The sequence below is a fragment of the Aureimonas pseudogalii genome (genome assembly GCF_014196835.1).
GTDB classification, from domain to species: Bacteria; Pseudomonadota; Alphaproteobacteria; order Rhizobiales; family Rhizobiaceae; genus Aureimonas; species Aureimonas pseudogalii.
On the sequence record NZ_JACIEK010000003.1, the window covers coordinates 58,540 to 75,502 of the forward strand.

Sequence of the window (16,963 nt, forward strand, 5' to 3'; positions counted from 1 at the left end):
ATGAGCGGTCATTCGTCCTACGTGCCCTCGACCGGCGTGATGCGCTGGCTCGACGCGCGCCTTCCGCTTCCGCGGCTTCTCTACGACAGCTTCGTGGCCTTCCCGGTGCCGCGCAACCTGAACTACGCCTACACGTTCGGCGGCATCCTCGCGATCTTCCTCGTCTCGCAGATCCTCACCGGCGTCGTGCTGGCGATGCACTACGCCGCCAATTCGGGCCTCGCCTTCCAATCTGTCGAGCACATCGTGCGTGACGTGAACTGGGGCTGGCTGCTGCGCTACATGCACGCCAACGGCGCCTCGTTCTTCTTCGTCGCCGTCTACCTCCACATCTTCCGTGGTCTCTACTACGGCTCCTACAAGGCGCCGCGCGAGGTGCTCTGGATCCTCGGCGTGATCATCTTCCTCCTGATGATGGCCACCGCCTTCATGGGCTACGTTCTGCCCTGGGGTCAGATGTCCTTCTGGGGCGCGACGGTCATCACCGGCTTCTTCACCGCCTTCCCGGGCGTCGGAACCGCGATCCAGACCTTGCTCCTCGGCGGTTTCGCCGTGGACAACGCCACGCTCAACCGCTTCTTCTCGCTGCACTACCTCTTGCCCTTCATGATCGCGGGCGTCGTGATCCTGCACATCTGGGCGCTGCACGTCGTCGGCCAGACCAACCCGACGGGCGTCGAGATCAAGTCCTCGAAGGACACGGTACCGTTCACGCCGCACGCGACGATCAAGGACGGTTTCGCGATGGTCGTGTTCCTCGCGATCTTCGCCTACTTCCTGTTCTACATTCCGAACTACCTCGGTCACCCCGACAACTACATTCCGGCCAACCCGCTGCAGACGCCGGCGCACATCGTGCCCGAATGGTATTTCCTGCCCTTCTACGCCATGCTGCGTGCCATCACATTCAACGTCGGCCCGATCGATTCCAAGCTCGGCGGCGTGCTCGTGATGTTCGGCTCGATCATCGTGCTGTTCTTCCTGCCCTGGCTCGACACAAGCCGCGTGAAGTCGACCACCTACCGGCCGATCTACAAGATCTTCTTCTGGGTTTTCGCGGTGAACGCCGTGCTGCTCGGCTGGCTCGGTTCGCGCCCGGCGGAGTGGATCTATCCGACGCTGTCGCTCATCGGCACGATCTACTATTTCGCGCACTTCCTCATCGTGCTTCCGGTGCTGGGTCTCATCGAGACGCCGCGCAAGCTGCCGAACTCGATCACGGAGGCGGTTCTCGGCAAGCATGCGGGAGCCCGTTCGATGCCCGCAGGTGCCGCCGCCTCCCCGGAAACCAAAGGCTGATGAAGCGCTCGAAGGACTTTGCAATGAAACGGCTTCTCTCCGTTCTGTTGACGGCGGGCGTGCTGGTCGCCCCGACGCTGGCGATGGCGCAGCACAACCCGGCCGCCGCTCCGGCCGCGGAAGGGCAGATCGTCGGCGACGCGCCAGGTGCGGCGCCCGACTCGGCCAAGGGCGCCGAGGCCTCGACCTCCGGTTCGGGCGGCGAGGCGCACGCCACGCCCCACTATCCCCTGGAGAAGCCTTCCGAGCTCGACTGGACCTTCGCCGGTCCGTTCGGGCATTGGGATCTCGGCCAGCTGCAGCGCGGCCTGAAGGTCTACAAGGAAGTCTGCTCGACCTGTCACTCGATGAACCTGGTGTCGTTCCGCGATTTCGGGGCGCTCGGCTACAGCGACGCGCAGGTGCGGGCGCTGGCGGCGGAGTACCAGATCACCGACCCCAGCCCGAATGCGTCCGGGGAGATGTTCCAGCGTCCGGGTATTCCGTCCGACCGCTTGCCGTCGCCCTATCCGAACCCCGAAGCCGCTGCGGCCGCCCTCGGCGGTGCGCATCCGCCGGATCTCTCGCTGCTTGCCAAGGCCCGTTCGATCGAGCGCGGCTTCCCGACCTTCGTGTTCGACATCTTCACGCAGTATGCCGAAGGCGGACCGGATTACATCCACAACCTGTTGACGAGTTACGGCGAGCCCGTGCCGGAGCACTTCGTCGTACAGCCGGGCACCTACTATAACCCAGCCTTCGTCTCCAGCTTCGCGCTGGCGATGCCCGCGCCGTTGAGCGATGGCGCCGTGACATACGACGACGGCGCTCCGCAGACGGTGGAGCAGTACTCGCGTGACGTCTCGGCCTTCCTGATGTGGGCGGCGGAGCCCCATCTCGTGGAGCGCAAGGCGACGGGCTTCGTGGTGATGATCTTCCTGATCGGGTTCGCCATTATGCTCTACCTGGTGAAGAACCGGGTCTGGGCCGATACGCCGCACTGAGCGCCGACGACAAGCGACGAAAGCCGTTGAGAAGGAAAAGGGGCCGCGAGGCCCCTTTCAACTTTTCCGGGTAGTGCAACCCTTTCTTCAGAACCGGCGATTAACCTTGGTTGTGTGAGATCGGGGGACACCATGACGGGACTGAACGCGCTTTGGTTGTTCCGCGTCGGTGGCGTCGTTCTCGTGGGTTGCACGGTCGCGATGGCTTGGAGCGCCCTCGACAACTCGCTCCACCGCAGTGCGACCGCGGACGAAAGCCTGCGTCGGATCGGGTCCTTCGAGATCGCCTTCTCCGCGCTGTCCGCGATCGCCGCCGAACGCCAGCCGACGGAAGCGCTGCTCGCCACCGACCAACGGCGCGACGACGCGGAGCTGGGGCGCATGCGAACCGCCCGCCTCGCGACGGACCGCAAGCTGACGCGCCTTCGGGGGCTGCCCGAGAACCTCGAGCCGATCGTCGCCGCGCGGCTTTCCTTCGTCGAGGCGCGTCTTGCAGCCGAACGGCAGCGTGTGGATGCGATGGTCGCGACCCCGCTCTCGGCGCGCCGCGTCGGGGATCAGTTCTCCATCATCCGGGGTATGATCTCGATCAGCGAGACGGCCGAGCCGTTCGTCGCCCACGCCGCGACGGCCGTCAGCGATACCGACCGGGGACTGGCCGGCGAGGTGACGATGGTGCGCCTTCTCGGCGCCCTCCACGAGGCCGCGCTTCGCCTTCCGTCGGAGGTGATGCCGACGCTGGCAGCCGGGCAGATCATCCCGCCCGATCAGGCGATGGCTGCCTATCGAACGCAGCAGCGCATTCTGGCCCTGTGGGACGTCGGTGCATCGCAGATCGAACGCGACAACCAGGACTCTCGATTCGCCCCGGCGCTGGAGGCTATTCGTGGCCGCTATTTCGGCACCGGCTTCTCGTTCCTGTCGCGGATCGTCGAGCGGCAGTCGCTGCGCGTCAATCCGGCGCTGGACATCCGGAAAACTGCCGAGCTCTATGCCGAAACCACGGCGCCGATCGCCGAACTGCGGGACTTCTATGTCGAGCGCATGATCGCGCAGGCGGAGATGCGCCAGCACGAGTCGTTGCTGGCGATGCTCGCGACGCTCGGCCTCGCGGCGACGATGGTCGCGGCCGTCCCGGCACTGGCCTGGATCGCCTATCGACAGGTCCTACGCCCGCTCCTCCAGATCCGGTCGCAGATTCAGGCGATCTGCGATCGAGAGCCGCGGCCGGTCCTTGGCGATGCCGGCACCGTTCCCCAGGTTCGCAATCTCGTTCGCGCCGTCGATACGCTGTGGGATCGCGAGCACGAGCGCGAGGCGCTGGACGTCGAGCGCCATCGCCTCGCCGAGCGGCTGAAGATGCTGTCGGAGACCGACCAACTCACGGGCCTTGCCAATCGCCGCGGCCTCGATCTGGCCCTCAGCGCGATGTCGGCGCAGGCCGACGACAGCCTCGGGTTCATTCTCGTCGACGTCGATCACTTCAAGTCGATCAACGATCGCTTCGGTCACAGTTCCGGCGACCGAGTGCTGTCCGAGGTGGCCAATCGACTGACGCATGTGGCGGGTTCGGACGGGATGGTGGCGCGTTACGGCGGCGAAGAATTTGCCGTCGCCGTCGCCGATCGCGAGATCGGGACACTGCTGGACCTGGCCGAGTCCATTCGCGAATCGATCGAGGCGACGCCCGTGGTCGTCCCCACCGTGGGGTCGATCGCGCTGACGGTCAGCTGCGGGGTGGCCGTCGAGTCGTTGCCGGAAGCCCGCTGGGACTGGCTGGTGGAACAGGCCGACGCCGCGCTTTACGAAGCCAAGGCTTCGGGGCGCAACCGCGTGCGCGCGACCAACGGCATTCTGCGCCGATGGGGGCCCGCCGAGCGCGCGGAGCCCGATCGACAGTTTCCGATCACTGAAGATGCTGCGTGAACGACGCCATGTTTTCCAGGGCCCCAAGTCACGCGAAGGCGCGTCGGCGTCTATGATCCGTCCGCGGGTTCGCTCGTCGCTTCAGGCGCGGTCGGCAGGATGCGGACGAAGACCCGACCCGTCATCGAGAAGGCGAGGCGGCCCTCGGCGTCGGCGGCTTCCACGCGCGTCGAGATCAGACCCCATTCGGGACGCGATGCGGACACCCGCTTCTCGGTGACGGTCTGCGTGTAGTGCAGCGTCTCGCCCGCCCGCACCGGACGCAGCCAGCGAAGGTCCGCCACGCCGGGGGAGGGGCCGAATTGCGGGATCTCGATGCCCGCTGCGGCCCGCTCCCGCGCGATCCGCTGCTGATGCTGGACGTTCAGGCGCATGAAGATGGCGGCGGTCTGCCAGCCCGAAGCGCAGAGGCCGCCGAGCACGCTCGCCCGTGCGGCTTTCTCGTCGAGATGGAACGGCTGGGGATCGAACTTGCTGGCGAAATCGAGAATGCGCTCGCGCGTGAACGTATAGTGCCCGAGATCCTCGACATGCCCGACGTCGAATTCGTTCCAGTAGCTCATGCGAGGGCGCCGGCGCGCGTCAGCAGCATCACGGCGTAGTCGCAGACCAGCACCATCTCGTCGCGTTGGTTGCGGATCGTGTTGCGAAGCTTGCAGATGCCGAGGCCGGGTCGAGAGCCCGACAGTCGCGCCTCGAGAACCCGCGCCTCGCCGCTCAGCACGTCGCCGGGCCGCACCGGACGCATCCATTTGATGACGTCGACGCCGGGCGACCCTTGCGAGGTCGAGTCAACGACGAAGGCGTCGCACATCATCCGCATCATCATCGCGCAGGTGTGCCAGCCCGAGGCCGACAACCCTGCGAGCATGGAGGCCTCGGCCGCGGCGTCGTCGAGATGGAAAGGCTGCGGGTCGAATTCGCTCGCGAAGGCCAGCACCGCCTCGCGCTCGACCCGGTAGGGTCCGAGCGGGATCGTCGTATCCACCGTCAGATCTTCGAAGGTCCGCATCGGGTCTCCCGTCGGCCTCTCGCCGCGTGATCTGAGATAGGGGCCGGCCGCGCTGCGGCCAACCGGTCAGACGTTGAACTTGAACATCAGGATGTCGCCGTCCTGCACGACGTATTCCTTGCCCTCGTCCCGCGCCTTGCCGGCTTCCTTGGCCGCCACTTCGCCGCCGAGCGCCACGAAATCGTCGTAGGCGATGGTCTGGGCGCGGATGAAGCCCTTCTCGAAGTCGGTGTGGATGACGCCCGCGGCCGCCGGGGCCTTGGAGCCGCGCTTCACGGTCCAGGCGCGCGTCTCCTTGGGGCCGACGGTGAAGTAGGTGATGAGCTCGAGCAGCCCGTAGCCCTCGCTGATCAGCCGGTCGAGGCCGGGCTCGTGCAGGCCCATCGCCTCCAGATACTCGGTGACCTCGGCCTCCGGCAGCTGCGCGATCTCGGACTCGATCGCCGCCGAGATGACGACGCTGCGGGCGCCCTGGCGCTTGGCCATCTCCTCCACGGCGGCCGAATAGGCATTGCCGGTCGCCGCGTCGCTCTCGGCCACGTTGCAGACGTAGAGCACGGGCTTGGAGGTCAGAAGGTTGAGGTTGCGCAGGATCTGCCGCTCGTCGGCGTCGAAGGTGGCGAGCAGCACGCGTACGGGCTCGCCGGCCTGCAGCTTGGCGAGCGCGGCCTCCATCACCGGCACCTGCGCGAGCGCTTCCTTGTCCTTGCCGGCCGCCTTCTTGCGCGTGGCGACGATGCGGCGCTCCAGGCTGTCGAGGTCGGAGAGCATCAGCTCGGTCTCGACGGTCTCGGCGTCGGCCACCGGGTCGATGCGGTTCTCGACATGGGTGATGTCGTCGTCCTCGAAGCAGCGGAGCACGTGGACGATGGCGTCGACCTCGCGAATGTTGGCGAGGAACTGGTTGCCGAGCCCTTCGCCCTTCGAGGCGCCGCGCACGAGGCCGGCGATGTCGACGAAGGTGATGCGGGTCGGGATGATCTGCGCCGACTTGCCGATCTTGGCGATGGCCTGCATACGCTTGTCGGGCACGCCGACGTCGCCGGTGTTCGGCTCGATCGTGCAGAACGGGTAGTTGGCGGCCTGCGCGGCCGCGGTCTTGGTCAGCGCGTTGAAGAGGGTGGACTTGCCGACGTTCGGAAGTCCCACGATGCCGCAGCGAAAGCCCATGTCTGTTCGTCCTCGATCTCTGGTGGCGCCCTGCGCCCTGTCGCCCGCCTCAAGGAGGCCGGCGACGGATGATGGTCAGTCCTTGGTGCCGAACAGCCGGCGCAGCATGCCCGCCATCGGACCGGTGTCCGGCATCGGCGGCGGCGAGGCGGACCGCGCCGCCCGCACGTGGCTCTCCGCCTTCGGCTTGGGTGGGGCGGTCTTCGCCCCGCCGCCCTTGGCGCCACTCGGCTCCTCGGAATTCAGCGCCAGAGCTACGCGGTTCATGAAGACCGTGTCCTCGCCCTTCACCAGCGTCTCGACATGGCGGGCCACGGCTTCGAGCAGCGGCACCAGCCAGTCACGATCGACCTTGGCGAAGTCGCCGAGCACGTGCGGGTTCACCCGCTCCTTCGAGCCGGGATGCCCGATGCCGAGCCGCACGCGGCGATAGTCCTTGCCGAGATGGGCGTCGATCGACCGCAGACCGTTGTGGCCGCCGTTGCCGCCGCCCGTCTTCACCCGCACCTTGGCAGGGGCGAGATCCAGCTCGTCGTGCATCACCACGATGTCGGCAGGCTCGATCTTGAAGAAGTTCGCCGCGGCGGCGACGGAGCGGCCGCTGTCGTTCATGAAGGTGAGCGGCTTCAGCAGCAGCACCTTGCGCCCGGCGATCTGCCCCTCGGAGATCTCGCCCTGAAACTTCTTCGACCAAGGCCCGAAGGCGGGATCGCGAGCGATTTCGTCCAGGGCCATGAAGCCGATATTGTGCCGGTTGCCGGCATATTGCGGGCCGGGATTGCCCAATCCTGCGATCAGCAGCATCTCAGCGACCTCTTGCGGCCCACGCTCGCGACGGGATCGGGCGAAGGGGTCTTCCGACCCCGTCCGCCCGGCTCCTCGTCAGTTGCCCGACTTCGGCTCGTCTTCGGCCGTGGCGTCGGTCTGCTCGGTGACCTCGGTCACCGGCGTCTCGGCGTCGAGCTCGTCGACTTCCTCGGCCATCGGCGGCACGATCGTGGCGATCACGAAGTCCTCGTCGGTGGTCAGCGACACGCCGTTCGGCAGCTTGAGCGCCGAGGCGTGGACTGCTTCGCCGATCTCGAGACCCGTGAGGTCTACCGTGAAGCTCTCGGGAATCGACTGCGCGGGGCACTCGACCTCGATGTCGTGATGAACGACGTTGAGCACGCCGTCATTGGCCTTGATGCCCGGCGCCGCGTCTTCGTTCTCGAAGTGGACGGGAATGCGGACCGTGACGACGGTGCGCGCGGAGACGCGCAGATAGTCGATATGGACGAGCGTGTCCTTCACGACGTCGAGCTGGTAATCCTTGGGGAGGACCTGAATCTGCTGACCGTTGAGGTCGATGTTGACGATCGTCGTCAGGAAGCCGCCGGCGTGCAGCTTCAGGAAGGTCTCCTTGTAGGGGACCGCGATCGACAGGGGCGCCTGCTTGTCACCGTAGATGACGGCGGGCACCATGTTGCTGCGGCGAAGATGTCTGGCGGCCCCCTTGCCGACCTTCTCGCGCGCTTCAGCCTTGACCGTGTAGCTCTCGCTCATGGTTTGAAGTCCTTCGTGGTTCATCAGAGGTTGCCGGGACGGTATCCCGCGAGGGGGACCGAAACGACGAAAAGCGGCTGGAACGCAGCCGCTTTTCGTCCGCGCTGCCTCCAAGGGTGTCCGCGCGGACGCCGTGCCTATAGCGTGGAGGGGCGCGCATCGCAAGCCAGAGGGCTTGGCGCTCGCCGCTGGCAAGTTCACAGATTGCCTGGACGTGACCGAAGCGGCTTGGGATGGGACGGTGATGGAGGATGCGATCGCCGGCCCCAGTGCAGCGGGGCTGGCCGGTCGACCGACCCGGCCCGCGTCGTACCGAAGATCCGCTCCGCGCGGCTCAGTCGAAAAGCGACGACACCGACTGTTCGGTGGTGGTGCGGGCGATGGCCTCGCCGAGGAGGGTCGCGGTGGTGACGACCCGGATGTTGCGGGCGTCGCGGATCGCCTTGGTCGGCTCGATCGAATCGGTGATCACCAGTTCCTCGATCGAGGAGGCGGCGATACGGGCGACGGCACCGCCCGAGAGGACGCCGTGCGTGATATAAGCTCGCACGCCCTTGGCGCCGGCCGCCATCAAGGCGTCGGCCGCGTTGCAGAGCGTACCGCCGGAATCGATGATGTCGTCGATGAGGATGCAGTGCCGACCTTCGACCTCGCCGATGATGTTCATCACCTCGGACTCGCCTGGCTTCTCGCGGCGCTTGTCGACGATGGCCAGTGGAGCGTCGAGCCGCTTGGCGAGCGAGCGGGCGCGCACCACGCCGCCGACGTCGGGCGAGACGACCATCACGTGCTCGGTGTCGAGATGTTCCTTGATGTCGCGCGCCAGCAGCGGCACGGCGAAGAGATTGTCGGTCGGAATATCGAAGAAGCCCTGGATCTGCCCGGCGTGGAGATCCATCGTCATCACCCGGTCGGCACCGGCGCGGGTGATGAGGTTGGCGACGAGCTTGGCCGAGATCGGGGTCCGCCCACCGGCCTTCCGGTCCTGCCGCGCGTAGCCGAAATAGGGCAGCACGGCGGTGATGCGGCGGGCCGAGGCGCGTCGCAGCGCGTCCATGATGATCAGGAGCTCCATCAGGTGATCGTTCGCCGGATAAGAGGTCGACTGGATCACGAAGCAATCCTCGCCGCGCACGTTCTCCTGAATCTCGACGAAGATCTCCTGGTCGGCGAAGCGCCGGACGGACGCGAGGCCCAGAGGCAGTTCCAGATACTTTCCGATGGCCTCGGCCAGGATGCGATTGGAGTTGCCGACAAAGAGTTTCATCGTGTCCGCTTCCGTCCTTGGGCGCGAGACGGCGGCCTGTCGGCCGCACCGGGGACCGTCGCCCACGGACCCTCGTTCGCATCTGCGGCGCTCATAACAAGATCGGATGAAGATTCAACCCACAGACCGCCGAATGCCCCGCCGCAGAGGGCCCGGCGGACACGAGCGTCGTAGCCCGTCGAGCCGGTCATGGCGCGGCGAACGGCAGCTCGATCGGAAGGCGCGACAGGCTCTCGGGGGCTTCGTCGGTGGTCCGATAGGTCCGCCCCAGCGTCATCGCCGTGCCGCTGTCGGAATCCATCAGGATCATGTGGGCGAAGAGCGTCATGTCGGGGCGGATCGGCTCGGCATTGCCCGAGACGAACATCTGCGGGTCCATCCACGAGGGGGCGAAGCGCGCGCCCACCGAGTAGCCGCAGGCGGCGAGGCGGTGGCGAACGAGATCGTGCTCTTCCATCACCCGCGCGTGGGCGTCGAACACGTCGCCGAAGGTGCGGCCGGGGCGCAGGGCCTCCTCCACCGCGGCCAATGCCTCGCGCGCGGCGGCGAACAGTTCCTCATGGCGGATCAGCGGTTTGCCGACCACGACGGTGCGCATCAGCGGGGCGTGATACTGCGCCTTCACACCCGACCATTCGACGGTGAGCTGGTCCTGGCCTGAGAGCCGGCGGCGCCCCGACTTGTAGCGGCAGAGGAGAGCGTCCGGTCCTGAACCGAGGATGAAGGGGTTGGCCGGATAGTCGCCGCCCCCGCGCAGGATCGTGCCCTGAAGCGCATGGAGGAGATCGGCCTCGTCGGCGCCCTCGCGCACCAGCGGCAGCATCGCCTCGAAGGCCTCGTCGCCGAGCCGCGCGGCCTCGCGAACGTAGGCGATCTCGGCGGGGCTCTTCACCAGCCGCAACGCCGGCATGAGGTCGGAGGCGTCCTGCAGGCTGGCGAAGGAGCCGAGCTTCTCCTCGACGAGCCGCCCGTTGGCGGCGGTGAGGCCGTGCGTCGCCCACTCCACGCCGATCCGCGCGCCGAGGAGGCCCATGTCGTCGAGGATGTCGCGCAGTTCGATCGCGGGGTTGGCACCGCCCCGATCGCGCCAGATCTCGATGCGTTCGATCGTGGAGGTGTGTTGGGCCTGCCGCAGGTCGGCCGAGCGGGTGAGAAGGCGCATCTCGCCGTCGGCCTTCACCACGAGGCACTGGAAGAAGCAGAAGCCGAACGTGTCGTAGCCCGTCAGCCAGTACGTCGAATCCTGCGCGAACAGGAGCATCGCGTCGAGCTTGCGCTCGGTCATCGCGGTGGTCAGCCGCTCGCGGCGCTGGGCGAACTCGTCGGCAGAGAAATGCAGCATGGACGGATCCGGTTGCCGGGAGAAGGTCAGGCGAGGACGATGGCGGAAAGCTGGCGGCCGTAGTCGGGCTCGCCGCGATGCGTGGTGCGGCGGAACGAGAAGAAGCGCTCCTCCTCGGCATAGGTACAGCGGCCGACGAAGCCGGCCGCGACGCCGAGCGCGGCGAGCCGGGCGACGACGTAGCCGGGAAGGTCGAACTGCCGCTTGTCCCCTTGCGTGCCGGCGGCGAAGAAGCGCTCGTTCGCGGGGTTCTCGTCGAGGAAGCCGGCCATCATCTCGGCGCCGACCTCGTAGTTCGGCTGGGTGATACAGGGGCCGAGCACCGCGGTGATCGCGCCGCGTTCGGCGCCGAGGCTCTCCATCGCCGAGACCGTGTTGTCGAGGACGCCGCCGAGCGCCCCGCGCCAGCCGGCATGGGCCGCCCCGACGACGCCGTTGTGCGCGTCGGCGAAGAGGACGGGGCCGCAATCGGCCGTGAGGATGCCGAGTGCGAGGCCGCGCACCTTCGTCACGACAGCGTCGGCCTTCGGCCGATCCGCCCCGAAGGGCTCGTCGACGATCGCGACGTCGGGCGAGTGCACCTGCCAGGGCGAGGCGAGATCGGCCACGGTCAAGCCGAGATAGCGCATCGCCCGCTCGCGGTTCTCGTGCACGGCCTCCGGCGCATCGTGCGAGCCGCTGCCGGCGTTGAGCGAGGTGTAGATGCCGGTCGAAACGCCGCCGCGGCGCGTGAAGAACGCGTGGCGCAGGCCCGGCAGGACGGAGAGGCGTTCGTCCCGGACGACACCGGCGTCCACGAGATGAGAGGCCGATTCGAGGCGGGGATCAAGCATGGGCGCGATGGTGGGGGAGGCCCGAAGCCAAGTCAACGGAAGGTAGTGGCAACCTCGAAGGGCGGCAGGCTCAAAGGCGCGGAGGCGATCGCCAGCACCTTGAAGAGATCGCCCATCTCGCCGTGCCCGTCGCCGGCAAGGCGGCGCACGGCGGCCGTCAGCGCCGCCCGGCCGGATTCGTCGGCAGAGGCGCCGAGGCGGCCGGCGCGTTCCACCAGGCCGAGGTCGAGGAGAAACCGCCCCTGCGTCGTGAGGCCCGCGGATGGCAGACCGGCCGCTTGCGCCACCGCGCGCAGGGCCGAGAAATCGACGTGGCTGGTGATGTCGGCCCGGCCGGGCTCGGCCAGAACCTCGGCGAAGGCATGGCGGCGCAGGGCCTGCAGCGTGTCGCCGAAACCGGGCGCTGGGTGACCGTAATCCACGAGGAGCGCTGCGCCGCCGCGCCGCGACAGATCGGCCGCCATCTCGGCGACGAGCCGTTCGCGCTCGGGCGACACCTCGAAGACGTCGCCTTCCTGCGGAGCGGGCAACGCTGCGAGCGCCACCGGAACGTGCCGGAGCGCGTCGCCGCAGCGGAAGCGGAGCGAACCGTCGGCGTTCGCCGCGACGAACCGCTCGCGCCAGGCGCCCGCTTCGAACACGAGCTGGCGGATTGCGACCGCGTCGAGCCATTCGTTGGCGACGACGATCGCGAGCAGCGCCTCCACCTCGCTCCAGCGCCGATGCCGCACCACCGGCAGATCGAAGCGCGACAGCGTCGAGAGTTGCAGCGCCGCAAGCCGGTCGCTCGTCTCCACCAGTCGGACGCGTGCCGCCCTGAGGAAGGCGCCGTCGAGCCGCGCGGCCGTGCGCAGCATGTCGGCCATCAGCGTGCCGCGCCCTGGCCCAATCTCGGCGAAGACGAAGGGCGAGGGCGCGCCGAGCTCGCGCCAAGCGGCGAGCGCCCAGGCGCCGAGAAGCTCGCCGAACATCTGGCTGATCTCAGGCGCGGTGACGAAATCGCCCGCCGAGCCGAAGGGCTCGCGCGTCGCGTAGTAGCCCTCCGCCGGATCGAACAGCGCGAGGTTCCAGAACCGGTCGAGCCGCACCGGCCCGCGCGCCCCGATCTCGGCGCGAATGCGCTCGATCAGGCTCGCGCTCACGATGCCGCGACGGGCCGGGGCTCGTAGGCGCGCGGACGCGCCGTCGCCATCGCCCAGACGCCGACGGCCAGCATCGGCAGCGACAGGACCATGCCCATGGTCAGCCAGCCCGTACCGAGGAGATAGCCGAGCTGCACGTCGGGTACGCGCACGAACTCCACCGCGATGCGGGCGCAGCCATAGAGGCAGATGAAGGCGCCGGCGACGAAGCGGGGACGCGACAGCAGCCGGAAACGATGGGTGAGAAGGCGCAGGATCAGGAACACGACGACGCCCTCGAGCGCAGCCTCGTAGAGCTGGCTGGGATGGCGCGGCTCGGGCCCGCCGGTCGGGAAGACCATGGCCCAGGGCACGGTGGACGGCGCGCCCCAGAGTTCGCCGTTGATGAAGTTGGCGACGCGGCCGAAGAACAGGCCGAAGGGCACGGAGGCCGCGACGACGTCGATCAGGCTGAAGAACGGCACTCGGTTGCGGCGGCAGAACAGGAGCACGGCGATCGTCACGCCGATCAGCCCGCCGTGGAAGGACATGCCGCCCTCCCAGATGCGCAACGCCGAAAGCGGATCGTCGATGACGCGGCCGAAATCGTAGAAGAGGATCGAGCCGATACGCCCGCCGAGCACGATGCCGAGCGTGATCCAGACGATGAAGTCGTCGATCTGCAGCTTGGTGATCGGCGCGACGCCGTTCTGCCAGAGATGCGGCGTTCCCACGAGGTGGCGCCCGTAGAGCCAGCCGCAGAGGATGCCGCAGACATAGGCGAGGCCGTACCAGCGTAGCGCGATCGGCCCGACCTGGAGGAAGACCGGATCGATGTTCGGATAGGCGAGGACGCCGAGGAATGCGGTGTCGAGCATGGCGGGTCCGATCGTCGGGGTCGCGAGGGTCGGGCGCGGGTTTGCGACGCAGCGGCGCCCCGGTCAAGGCGCAGGCGCCGTTCCATTGCCAAGCGGGGGGCGACCGCCTACCTGCGAGAGATCACGTCCCGATGGAGCGACACCGATGACCACCAAAGGCCCGAACCGCATGCTGGACGAATTCGCCCGCATGATGACCGATGCCGCCGGGGCCGCCCAGGGCGTGCGACGCGAGATGGAAACGGTGTTCCGCACGCAGGGAGAGCGCTTCATCAACCAGATGGATCTCGTCCAGCGTGAGGAGTTCGAGACGGTGCGCGAGATGGCCGTGAAGGCCCGCACGGAGAACGAAGCGCTCAAGAAACGCATCGCCGATCTCGAAGCGAAGCTCGGCGGCCCTGGTCCCGCGCCGGTTCCCGAGGCGATGTGAACAGCTTATCCACAAGCCCTCAACAGGTTTGAGCGGGTCTGTGGGCGAGGCTGCGATTCCGAAACGCTTGGCGGCGGAGTCGCTTAGCTCTCACCCCGGTCGCGGCGTCCGGCATTTCGGCCGGACGAAAGCTTAAAATACCGTTTCCGTACTGGTGCCGCGACTCCCCGTGGCTACACTGAATCTACTGGGTGATTCGCCGCGGCGGCGGGTCTCCCCGTCTGCGAAAAAGGGGCTTGCGAGGAACTTGCCCCGAGACGGCGGGTCGCATGCGGCGCCCTTCCGGTCGCGCAGGGATGCGGCACGGGGAAAGACATCGGCATGCATTTGGGCGAATGGGAATCGGGTCGTCAATCGAACCCGGTGGACATGATCGAGCTCGTCGCGGCGACGCGCGACTGGTCGTTCGAGCGGCCTTGCGACGACGAGATCGCGGTCTCGGTGCGGGGCGTGTGGACGGATTATTCCGTCTCCTTCTCGTGGATGGAGGCGGTCGAGGCGCTGCATCTGGGATGCGCCTTCTCGATGAAGGTGCCGGCGCGGCGCGAGACGGAAGTTCTGAGGCTTCTCGCCAGGATCAACGAGCAGCTCGTCTTCGGGCATTTCGACCTCTGGGCTTCGGAAGGCGCGATCATGTTCCGTCACGCGCTGCTGCTGTGCGGCGGCGCAGAGCCGACGCGCGAGCAGGCGGAGCGGCTACTCGCCTCGGCACTCGAAGCCTGCGAGCGCTACTACCAGGCGTTCCAGTTCGTAGTCTGGGCCGACAAGGACGCCGCGAGCGCGCTCTCCTGCGCCGTCTTCGACACCGTGGGCAACGCCTGATGCCGGCGGTCGGACAATCGGCGAGCGTCGGGCGCCTGCTGCTTCTGGGCGGCGGCAACATGGGCGGGGCGATGCTGCGCGGCTGGATGGCCGAGGGGCTGGATCCCGCCACGGTCACGGTCGTCGATCCCCGTCCTTCCGAGACGCTCGCCCCGGCCTTCGCGGCCGGCGTGCGGCACGAGGCGAGCATTCCCGCGCAGCCGCACGACGTCGTCATCCTCGCGGTGAAGCCGCAGATGATGCGCGAGGCGATCGGCGCGCTGACGGCGGCGATGGCCCCCGACACGCTGGTGATCTCGATCGCCGCCGGCATCACCGTCGCCTTTCTCGAAGAGCATCTCGGGCGCCGGCCCGTGGTGCGCGCCATGCCCAACACGCCGGCTCTCATCGGGCGTGGCATCACCGGCGCCTTTGGCAACGCGCTAGTGGGCGGCGTTCAACGTGCGACGACCACCGCTCTTCTCAAGGCGAGCGGGCCGGTGGAATGGGTGCATTCCGAAGCCGAGATCGACATGGTCACGGCGGTTTCGGGCAGCGGCCCCGCCTATGTCTTCCTGATGGCCGAGGCGCTGGCCGAGGCCGGCGTCGCGCTTGGGCTGGAGCCCGCGCTGGCCATGCGCCTCGCGCGCCACACGATGGCCGGAGCCGGAGAGTTGATGATCCGCTCCGACGACGAACCGGCGCAGCTCCGCCGCAACGTCACCTCGCCGAAGGGCACGACGGAAGCCGCGTTGAAGGTTCTGTCGGTGGACGATGGGGGACTGAAAGAGCTCATGCGCCACGCCGTCGACGCGGCGCGCCGCCGAGCGGGCGAACTCGCACGAGGCGAGGCGTGAGCGCGGGCGCAGAGGGGGGCGTCGCACCGGAGATCGGCTACGACGACTTTCTCAGGGTCGACATCCGCGTCGGGACGATCCTCACCGCGGAACCGTTCCCGGAGGCGCGCAGGCCGGCCTTTCGGCTGACGATCGATTTTGGGCCGGAGATCGGCGTGAAGAAGTCGTCGGCGCAGATCACCGTTCGCCATTCGCTCGACGAACTCGTCGGTCGGCAGGTGATGGCGGTGGTCAACTTCCCGCCGCGCCAGATCGGTCCGATGCGCTCCGAGGTGCTGACGCTCGGCTTTCCCGACGACGCCGGCAACGTGGTGCTGGCGGCGTTGAGCCATCCCGTGCCGAATGGTGGCCGCCTGTTCTGAAGGCGAGGGGACCGTGGGGCGCGGCCCCCGTTCCGTCAGAAGCCTTCGAGCACGATCTTGCCCATCGCTCGGCCGCTTTCGAGGAGAGCGTGTGCCCGCCGCAGGTTGGCGGCATCGATGCGGCCGAGGTTCTGCGTCATGGTGGAACGGATCTGCCCGGCATCCACCATCGCGGCGATCGCGTCGAGGATCCGGCCCTGCTCGCCCATGTCGGCGGTACGGAAGAGCGGACGCGTGAACATCAGCTCCCAGTGCACCGAGATGGCCTTCGTCTTTAGCGGTACGACGTCGAAACGCTCGGGGTCGTCGATCAGCGCCAGCCGACCCTGCGGCGCGATCAACTCGCCGATGCCCGCCAGATGGCTGTCGGTGTGGGTGGTCGAGAAGACGTAGGCAGGCGCGCCGAGGCCGAGCGCGGCGATCTGCTCGGGCAGCGGCTTCGAATGGTCGATGACGTGGTCGGCGCCCTGCGCTCGCACCCAGTCGCGCGTTTCCGGCCGCGAGGCGGTGCCGATCACCGTCAGATCAGTCCGGGCCTTGGCGAGCTGCACGGCGATCGAGGCGACGCCGCCCCCGCCGCCGATGATCAGGATGGTGTTGGTCGCGCCGGCGGGCGGGCGATGCGTCACGTCGAGCCGGTCGAACAGGGTTTCCCAAGCGGTGATGCCCGTCAGCGGCAGCGCGGCGGCTTCGGCGAAGCCGATCGAGCGCGGCTTGCGGCCCACCAGCCGCTCGTCGACGAGCTGGAACTCGGCGTTCGATCCGGCGCGCAGCAACTCTCCGGCATAGAAGACCTCGTCGCCGACAGCGAAACGCTCGACGTCCGGCCCGACCGCCGCCACGATACCGGCGGCATCCCAGCCGATGACCTTCGTCTCGCCGTCCAGCGGAATGGCGCCGCCGCGCACCTTCGTGTCGACGGGATTGACGGAAACGGCGCGAACAGCGACCAGCAGGTCGCGGCCCGTCGGCTCCGGCGTGCCGAGTTCGACGTCGACTAGGGACCGCTCGTCCGAGACGGGCAGGGGCGTACGAAAGGCGACGGCTTTCACGAGGCGGGTCTCCGGCGTGGGTTCGAAGGACGCCGGAGATGTCGTCGTCGCCGCGCTTCGACAAGGCCGTCCGGCGCGACGCAGC

At 67.9% G+C, this 16,963-nt stretch carries 19 protein-coding genes; 7 read left to right on the forward strand and 12 right to left on the reverse strand.

Annotated elements, in window-relative coordinates:
• Both GGR04_RS08630 and GGR04_RS08635 read left to right on the forward strand, forming a co-directional pair.
• Nucleotides 1-1,299 (forward strand): cytochrome b, encoded by a 1,299-nt coding sequence (locus GGR04_RS08630; RefSeq protein WP_183199459.1) that lies wholly within the window; start codon nt 1-3, stop codon nt 1,297-1,299.
• A gap of 23 nt (nt 1,300-1,322) precedes the next feature.
• A complete protein-coding gene (locus GGR04_RS08635; RefSeq protein ID WP_183199460.1) occupies nt 1,323-2,282 on the forward strand; it encodes a cytochrome c1 in 960 nt (319 codons plus the stop codon).
• Nucleotides 2,283-2,369: 87 nt separating this feature from the next.
• Here the strand turns inward: GGR04_RS08635 and GGR04_RS08640 are convergent, their stop codons facing one another.
• The gene (locus tag GGR04_RS08640) at nt 2,370-2,981 is read right to left on the reverse strand and encodes a hypothetical protein (RefSeq protein ID WP_183199461.1); all 612 of its coding nucleotides are present in this window, start codon (nt 2,979-2,981) and stop codon (nt 2,370-2,372) included.
• 30 nt (nt 2,982-3,011) lie between these two features.
• Between GGR04_RS08640 and GGR04_RS08645 the strand changes: the two genes are divergently transcribed.
• Entirely contained in the window at nt 3,012-4,208 is a 1,197-nt protein-coding gene (locus GGR04_RS08645) for a GGDEF domain-containing protein (protein ID WP_246393047.1), read from the forward strand.
• Between the two features lie 50 nt (nt 4,209-4,258).
• On the opposite strand, the gene GGR04_RS08650 is transcribed toward GGR04_RS08645, so the two are convergent.
• From GGR04_RS08650 to lgt, 10 genes are all read right to left on the reverse strand, one after another.
• Complete coding sequence (locus GGR04_RS08650) at nt 4,259-4,771, reverse strand: MaoC family dehydratase (RefSeq protein ID WP_183199463.1); 513 nt, start codon at nt 4,769-4,771, stop codon at nt 4,259-4,261.
• A complete protein-coding gene (locus GGR04_RS08655) occupies nt 4,768-5,220 on the reverse strand; it encodes a MaoC family dehydratase (RefSeq protein WP_183199464.1) in 453 nt (150 codons plus the stop codon). Before GGR04_RS08655 ends, GGR04_RS08650 begins: the two co-directional genes overlap by 4 nt.
• 66 nt (nt 5,221-5,286) lie before the next feature.
• Complete coding sequence (gene ychF, locus GGR04_RS08660; RefSeq protein ID WP_183199465.1) at nt 5,287-6,390, reverse strand: redox-regulated ATPase YchF; 1,104 nt, start codon at nt 6,388-6,390, stop codon at nt 5,287-5,289.
• A 75-nt stretch (nt 6,391-6,465) separates the two neighbouring features.
• Nucleotides 6,466-7,194 carry an aminoacyl-tRNA hydrolase gene (gene pth / locus GGR04_RS08665; RefSeq protein ID WP_183199466.1) on the reverse strand — a complete coding sequence of 243 codons (729 nt, stop codon included), beginning with the start codon at nt 7,192-7,194 and terminating at the stop codon, nt 6,466-6,468.
• A 78-nt stretch (nt 7,195-7,272) separates the two neighbouring features.
• Nucleotides 7,273-7,935: a 50S ribosomal protein L25/general stress protein Ctc gene (locus tag GGR04_RS08670; protein ID WP_183199467.1), complete on the reverse strand. Its 663-nt coding sequence runs from the start codon at nt 7,933-7,935 to the stop codon at nt 7,273-7,275.
• Nucleotides 7,936-8,269: 334 nt separating this feature from the next.
• Complete coding sequence (locus GGR04_RS08675; protein WP_183199468.1) at nt 8,270-9,202, reverse strand: ribose-phosphate pyrophosphokinase; 933 nt, start codon at nt 9,200-9,202, stop codon at nt 8,270-8,272.
• Nucleotides 9,203-9,389: 187 nt separating this feature from the next.
• Nucleotides 9,390-10,544, reverse strand: a complete 1,155-nt coding sequence (locus tag GGR04_RS08680; RefSeq protein WP_183199469.1) for a M24 family metallopeptidase — start codon at nt 10,542-10,544, stop codon at nt 9,390-9,392.
• A 26-nt stretch (nt 10,545-10,570) separates the two neighbouring features.
• Nucleotides 10,571-11,377, reverse strand: coding sequence for a peptidoglycan editing factor PgeF (gene pgeF / locus GGR04_RS08685; protein WP_183199470.1), 807 nt, complete (start codon nt 11,375-11,377; stop codon nt 10,571-10,573).
• A gap of 32 nt (nt 11,378-11,409) precedes the next feature.
• Complete coding sequence (locus tag GGR04_RS08690) at nt 11,410-12,519, reverse strand: class I SAM-dependent methyltransferase (RefSeq protein WP_183199471.1); 1,110 nt, start codon at nt 12,517-12,519, stop codon at nt 11,410-11,412.
• Nucleotides 12,516-13,376, reverse strand: a complete 861-nt coding sequence (gene lgt, locus GGR04_RS08695; RefSeq protein ID WP_183199472.1) for a prolipoprotein diacylglyceryl transferase — start codon at nt 13,374-13,376, stop codon at nt 12,516-12,518. The genes GGR04_RS08690 and lgt overlap by 4 nt, the downstream gene beginning before the upstream one ends.
• 145 nt (nt 13,377-13,521) lie before the next feature.
• On the opposite strand from lgt, the gene GGR04_RS08700 reads away from it, so the two are divergent.
• The 4 genes from GGR04_RS08700 to GGR04_RS08715 all read left to right on the forward strand — a co-directional run bounded on the left by GGR04_RS08700 (nt 13,522) and on the right by GGR04_RS08715 (nt 15,826).
• Complete coding sequence (locus GGR04_RS08700) at nt 13,522-13,806, forward strand: accessory factor UbiK family protein (RefSeq protein WP_183199473.1); 285 nt, start codon at nt 13,522-13,524, stop codon at nt 13,804-13,806.
• Between the two features lie 321 nt (nt 13,807-14,127).
• Nucleotides 14,128-14,628: a type III secretion system chaperone family protein gene (locus GGR04_RS08705; protein ID WP_183199474.1), complete on the forward strand. Its 501-nt coding sequence runs from the start codon at nt 14,128-14,130 to the stop codon at nt 14,626-14,628.
• Nucleotides 14,628-15,464: a pyrroline-5-carboxylate reductase gene (gene proC, locus GGR04_RS08710; protein WP_183199475.1), complete on the forward strand. Its 837-nt coding sequence runs from the start codon at nt 14,628-14,630 to the stop codon at nt 15,462-15,464. The genes GGR04_RS08705 and proC overlap by 1 nt, the downstream gene beginning before the upstream one ends.
• Nucleotides 15,461-15,826, forward strand: a complete 366-nt coding sequence (locus GGR04_RS08715) for a tRNA-binding protein (protein WP_183199476.1) — start codon at nt 15,461-15,463, stop codon at nt 15,824-15,826. Before proC ends, GGR04_RS08715 begins: the two co-directional genes overlap by 4 nt.
• A 35-nt stretch (nt 15,827-15,861) precedes the next feature.
• On the opposite strand, the gene GGR04_RS08720 is transcribed toward GGR04_RS08715, so the two are convergent.
• Complete coding sequence (locus GGR04_RS08720; RefSeq protein ID WP_183199477.1) at nt 15,862-16,878, reverse strand: zinc-binding alcohol dehydrogenase family protein; 1,017 nt, start codon at nt 16,876-16,878, stop codon at nt 15,862-15,864.
• Nucleotides 16,879-16,963 lie beyond the last annotated feature (85 nt).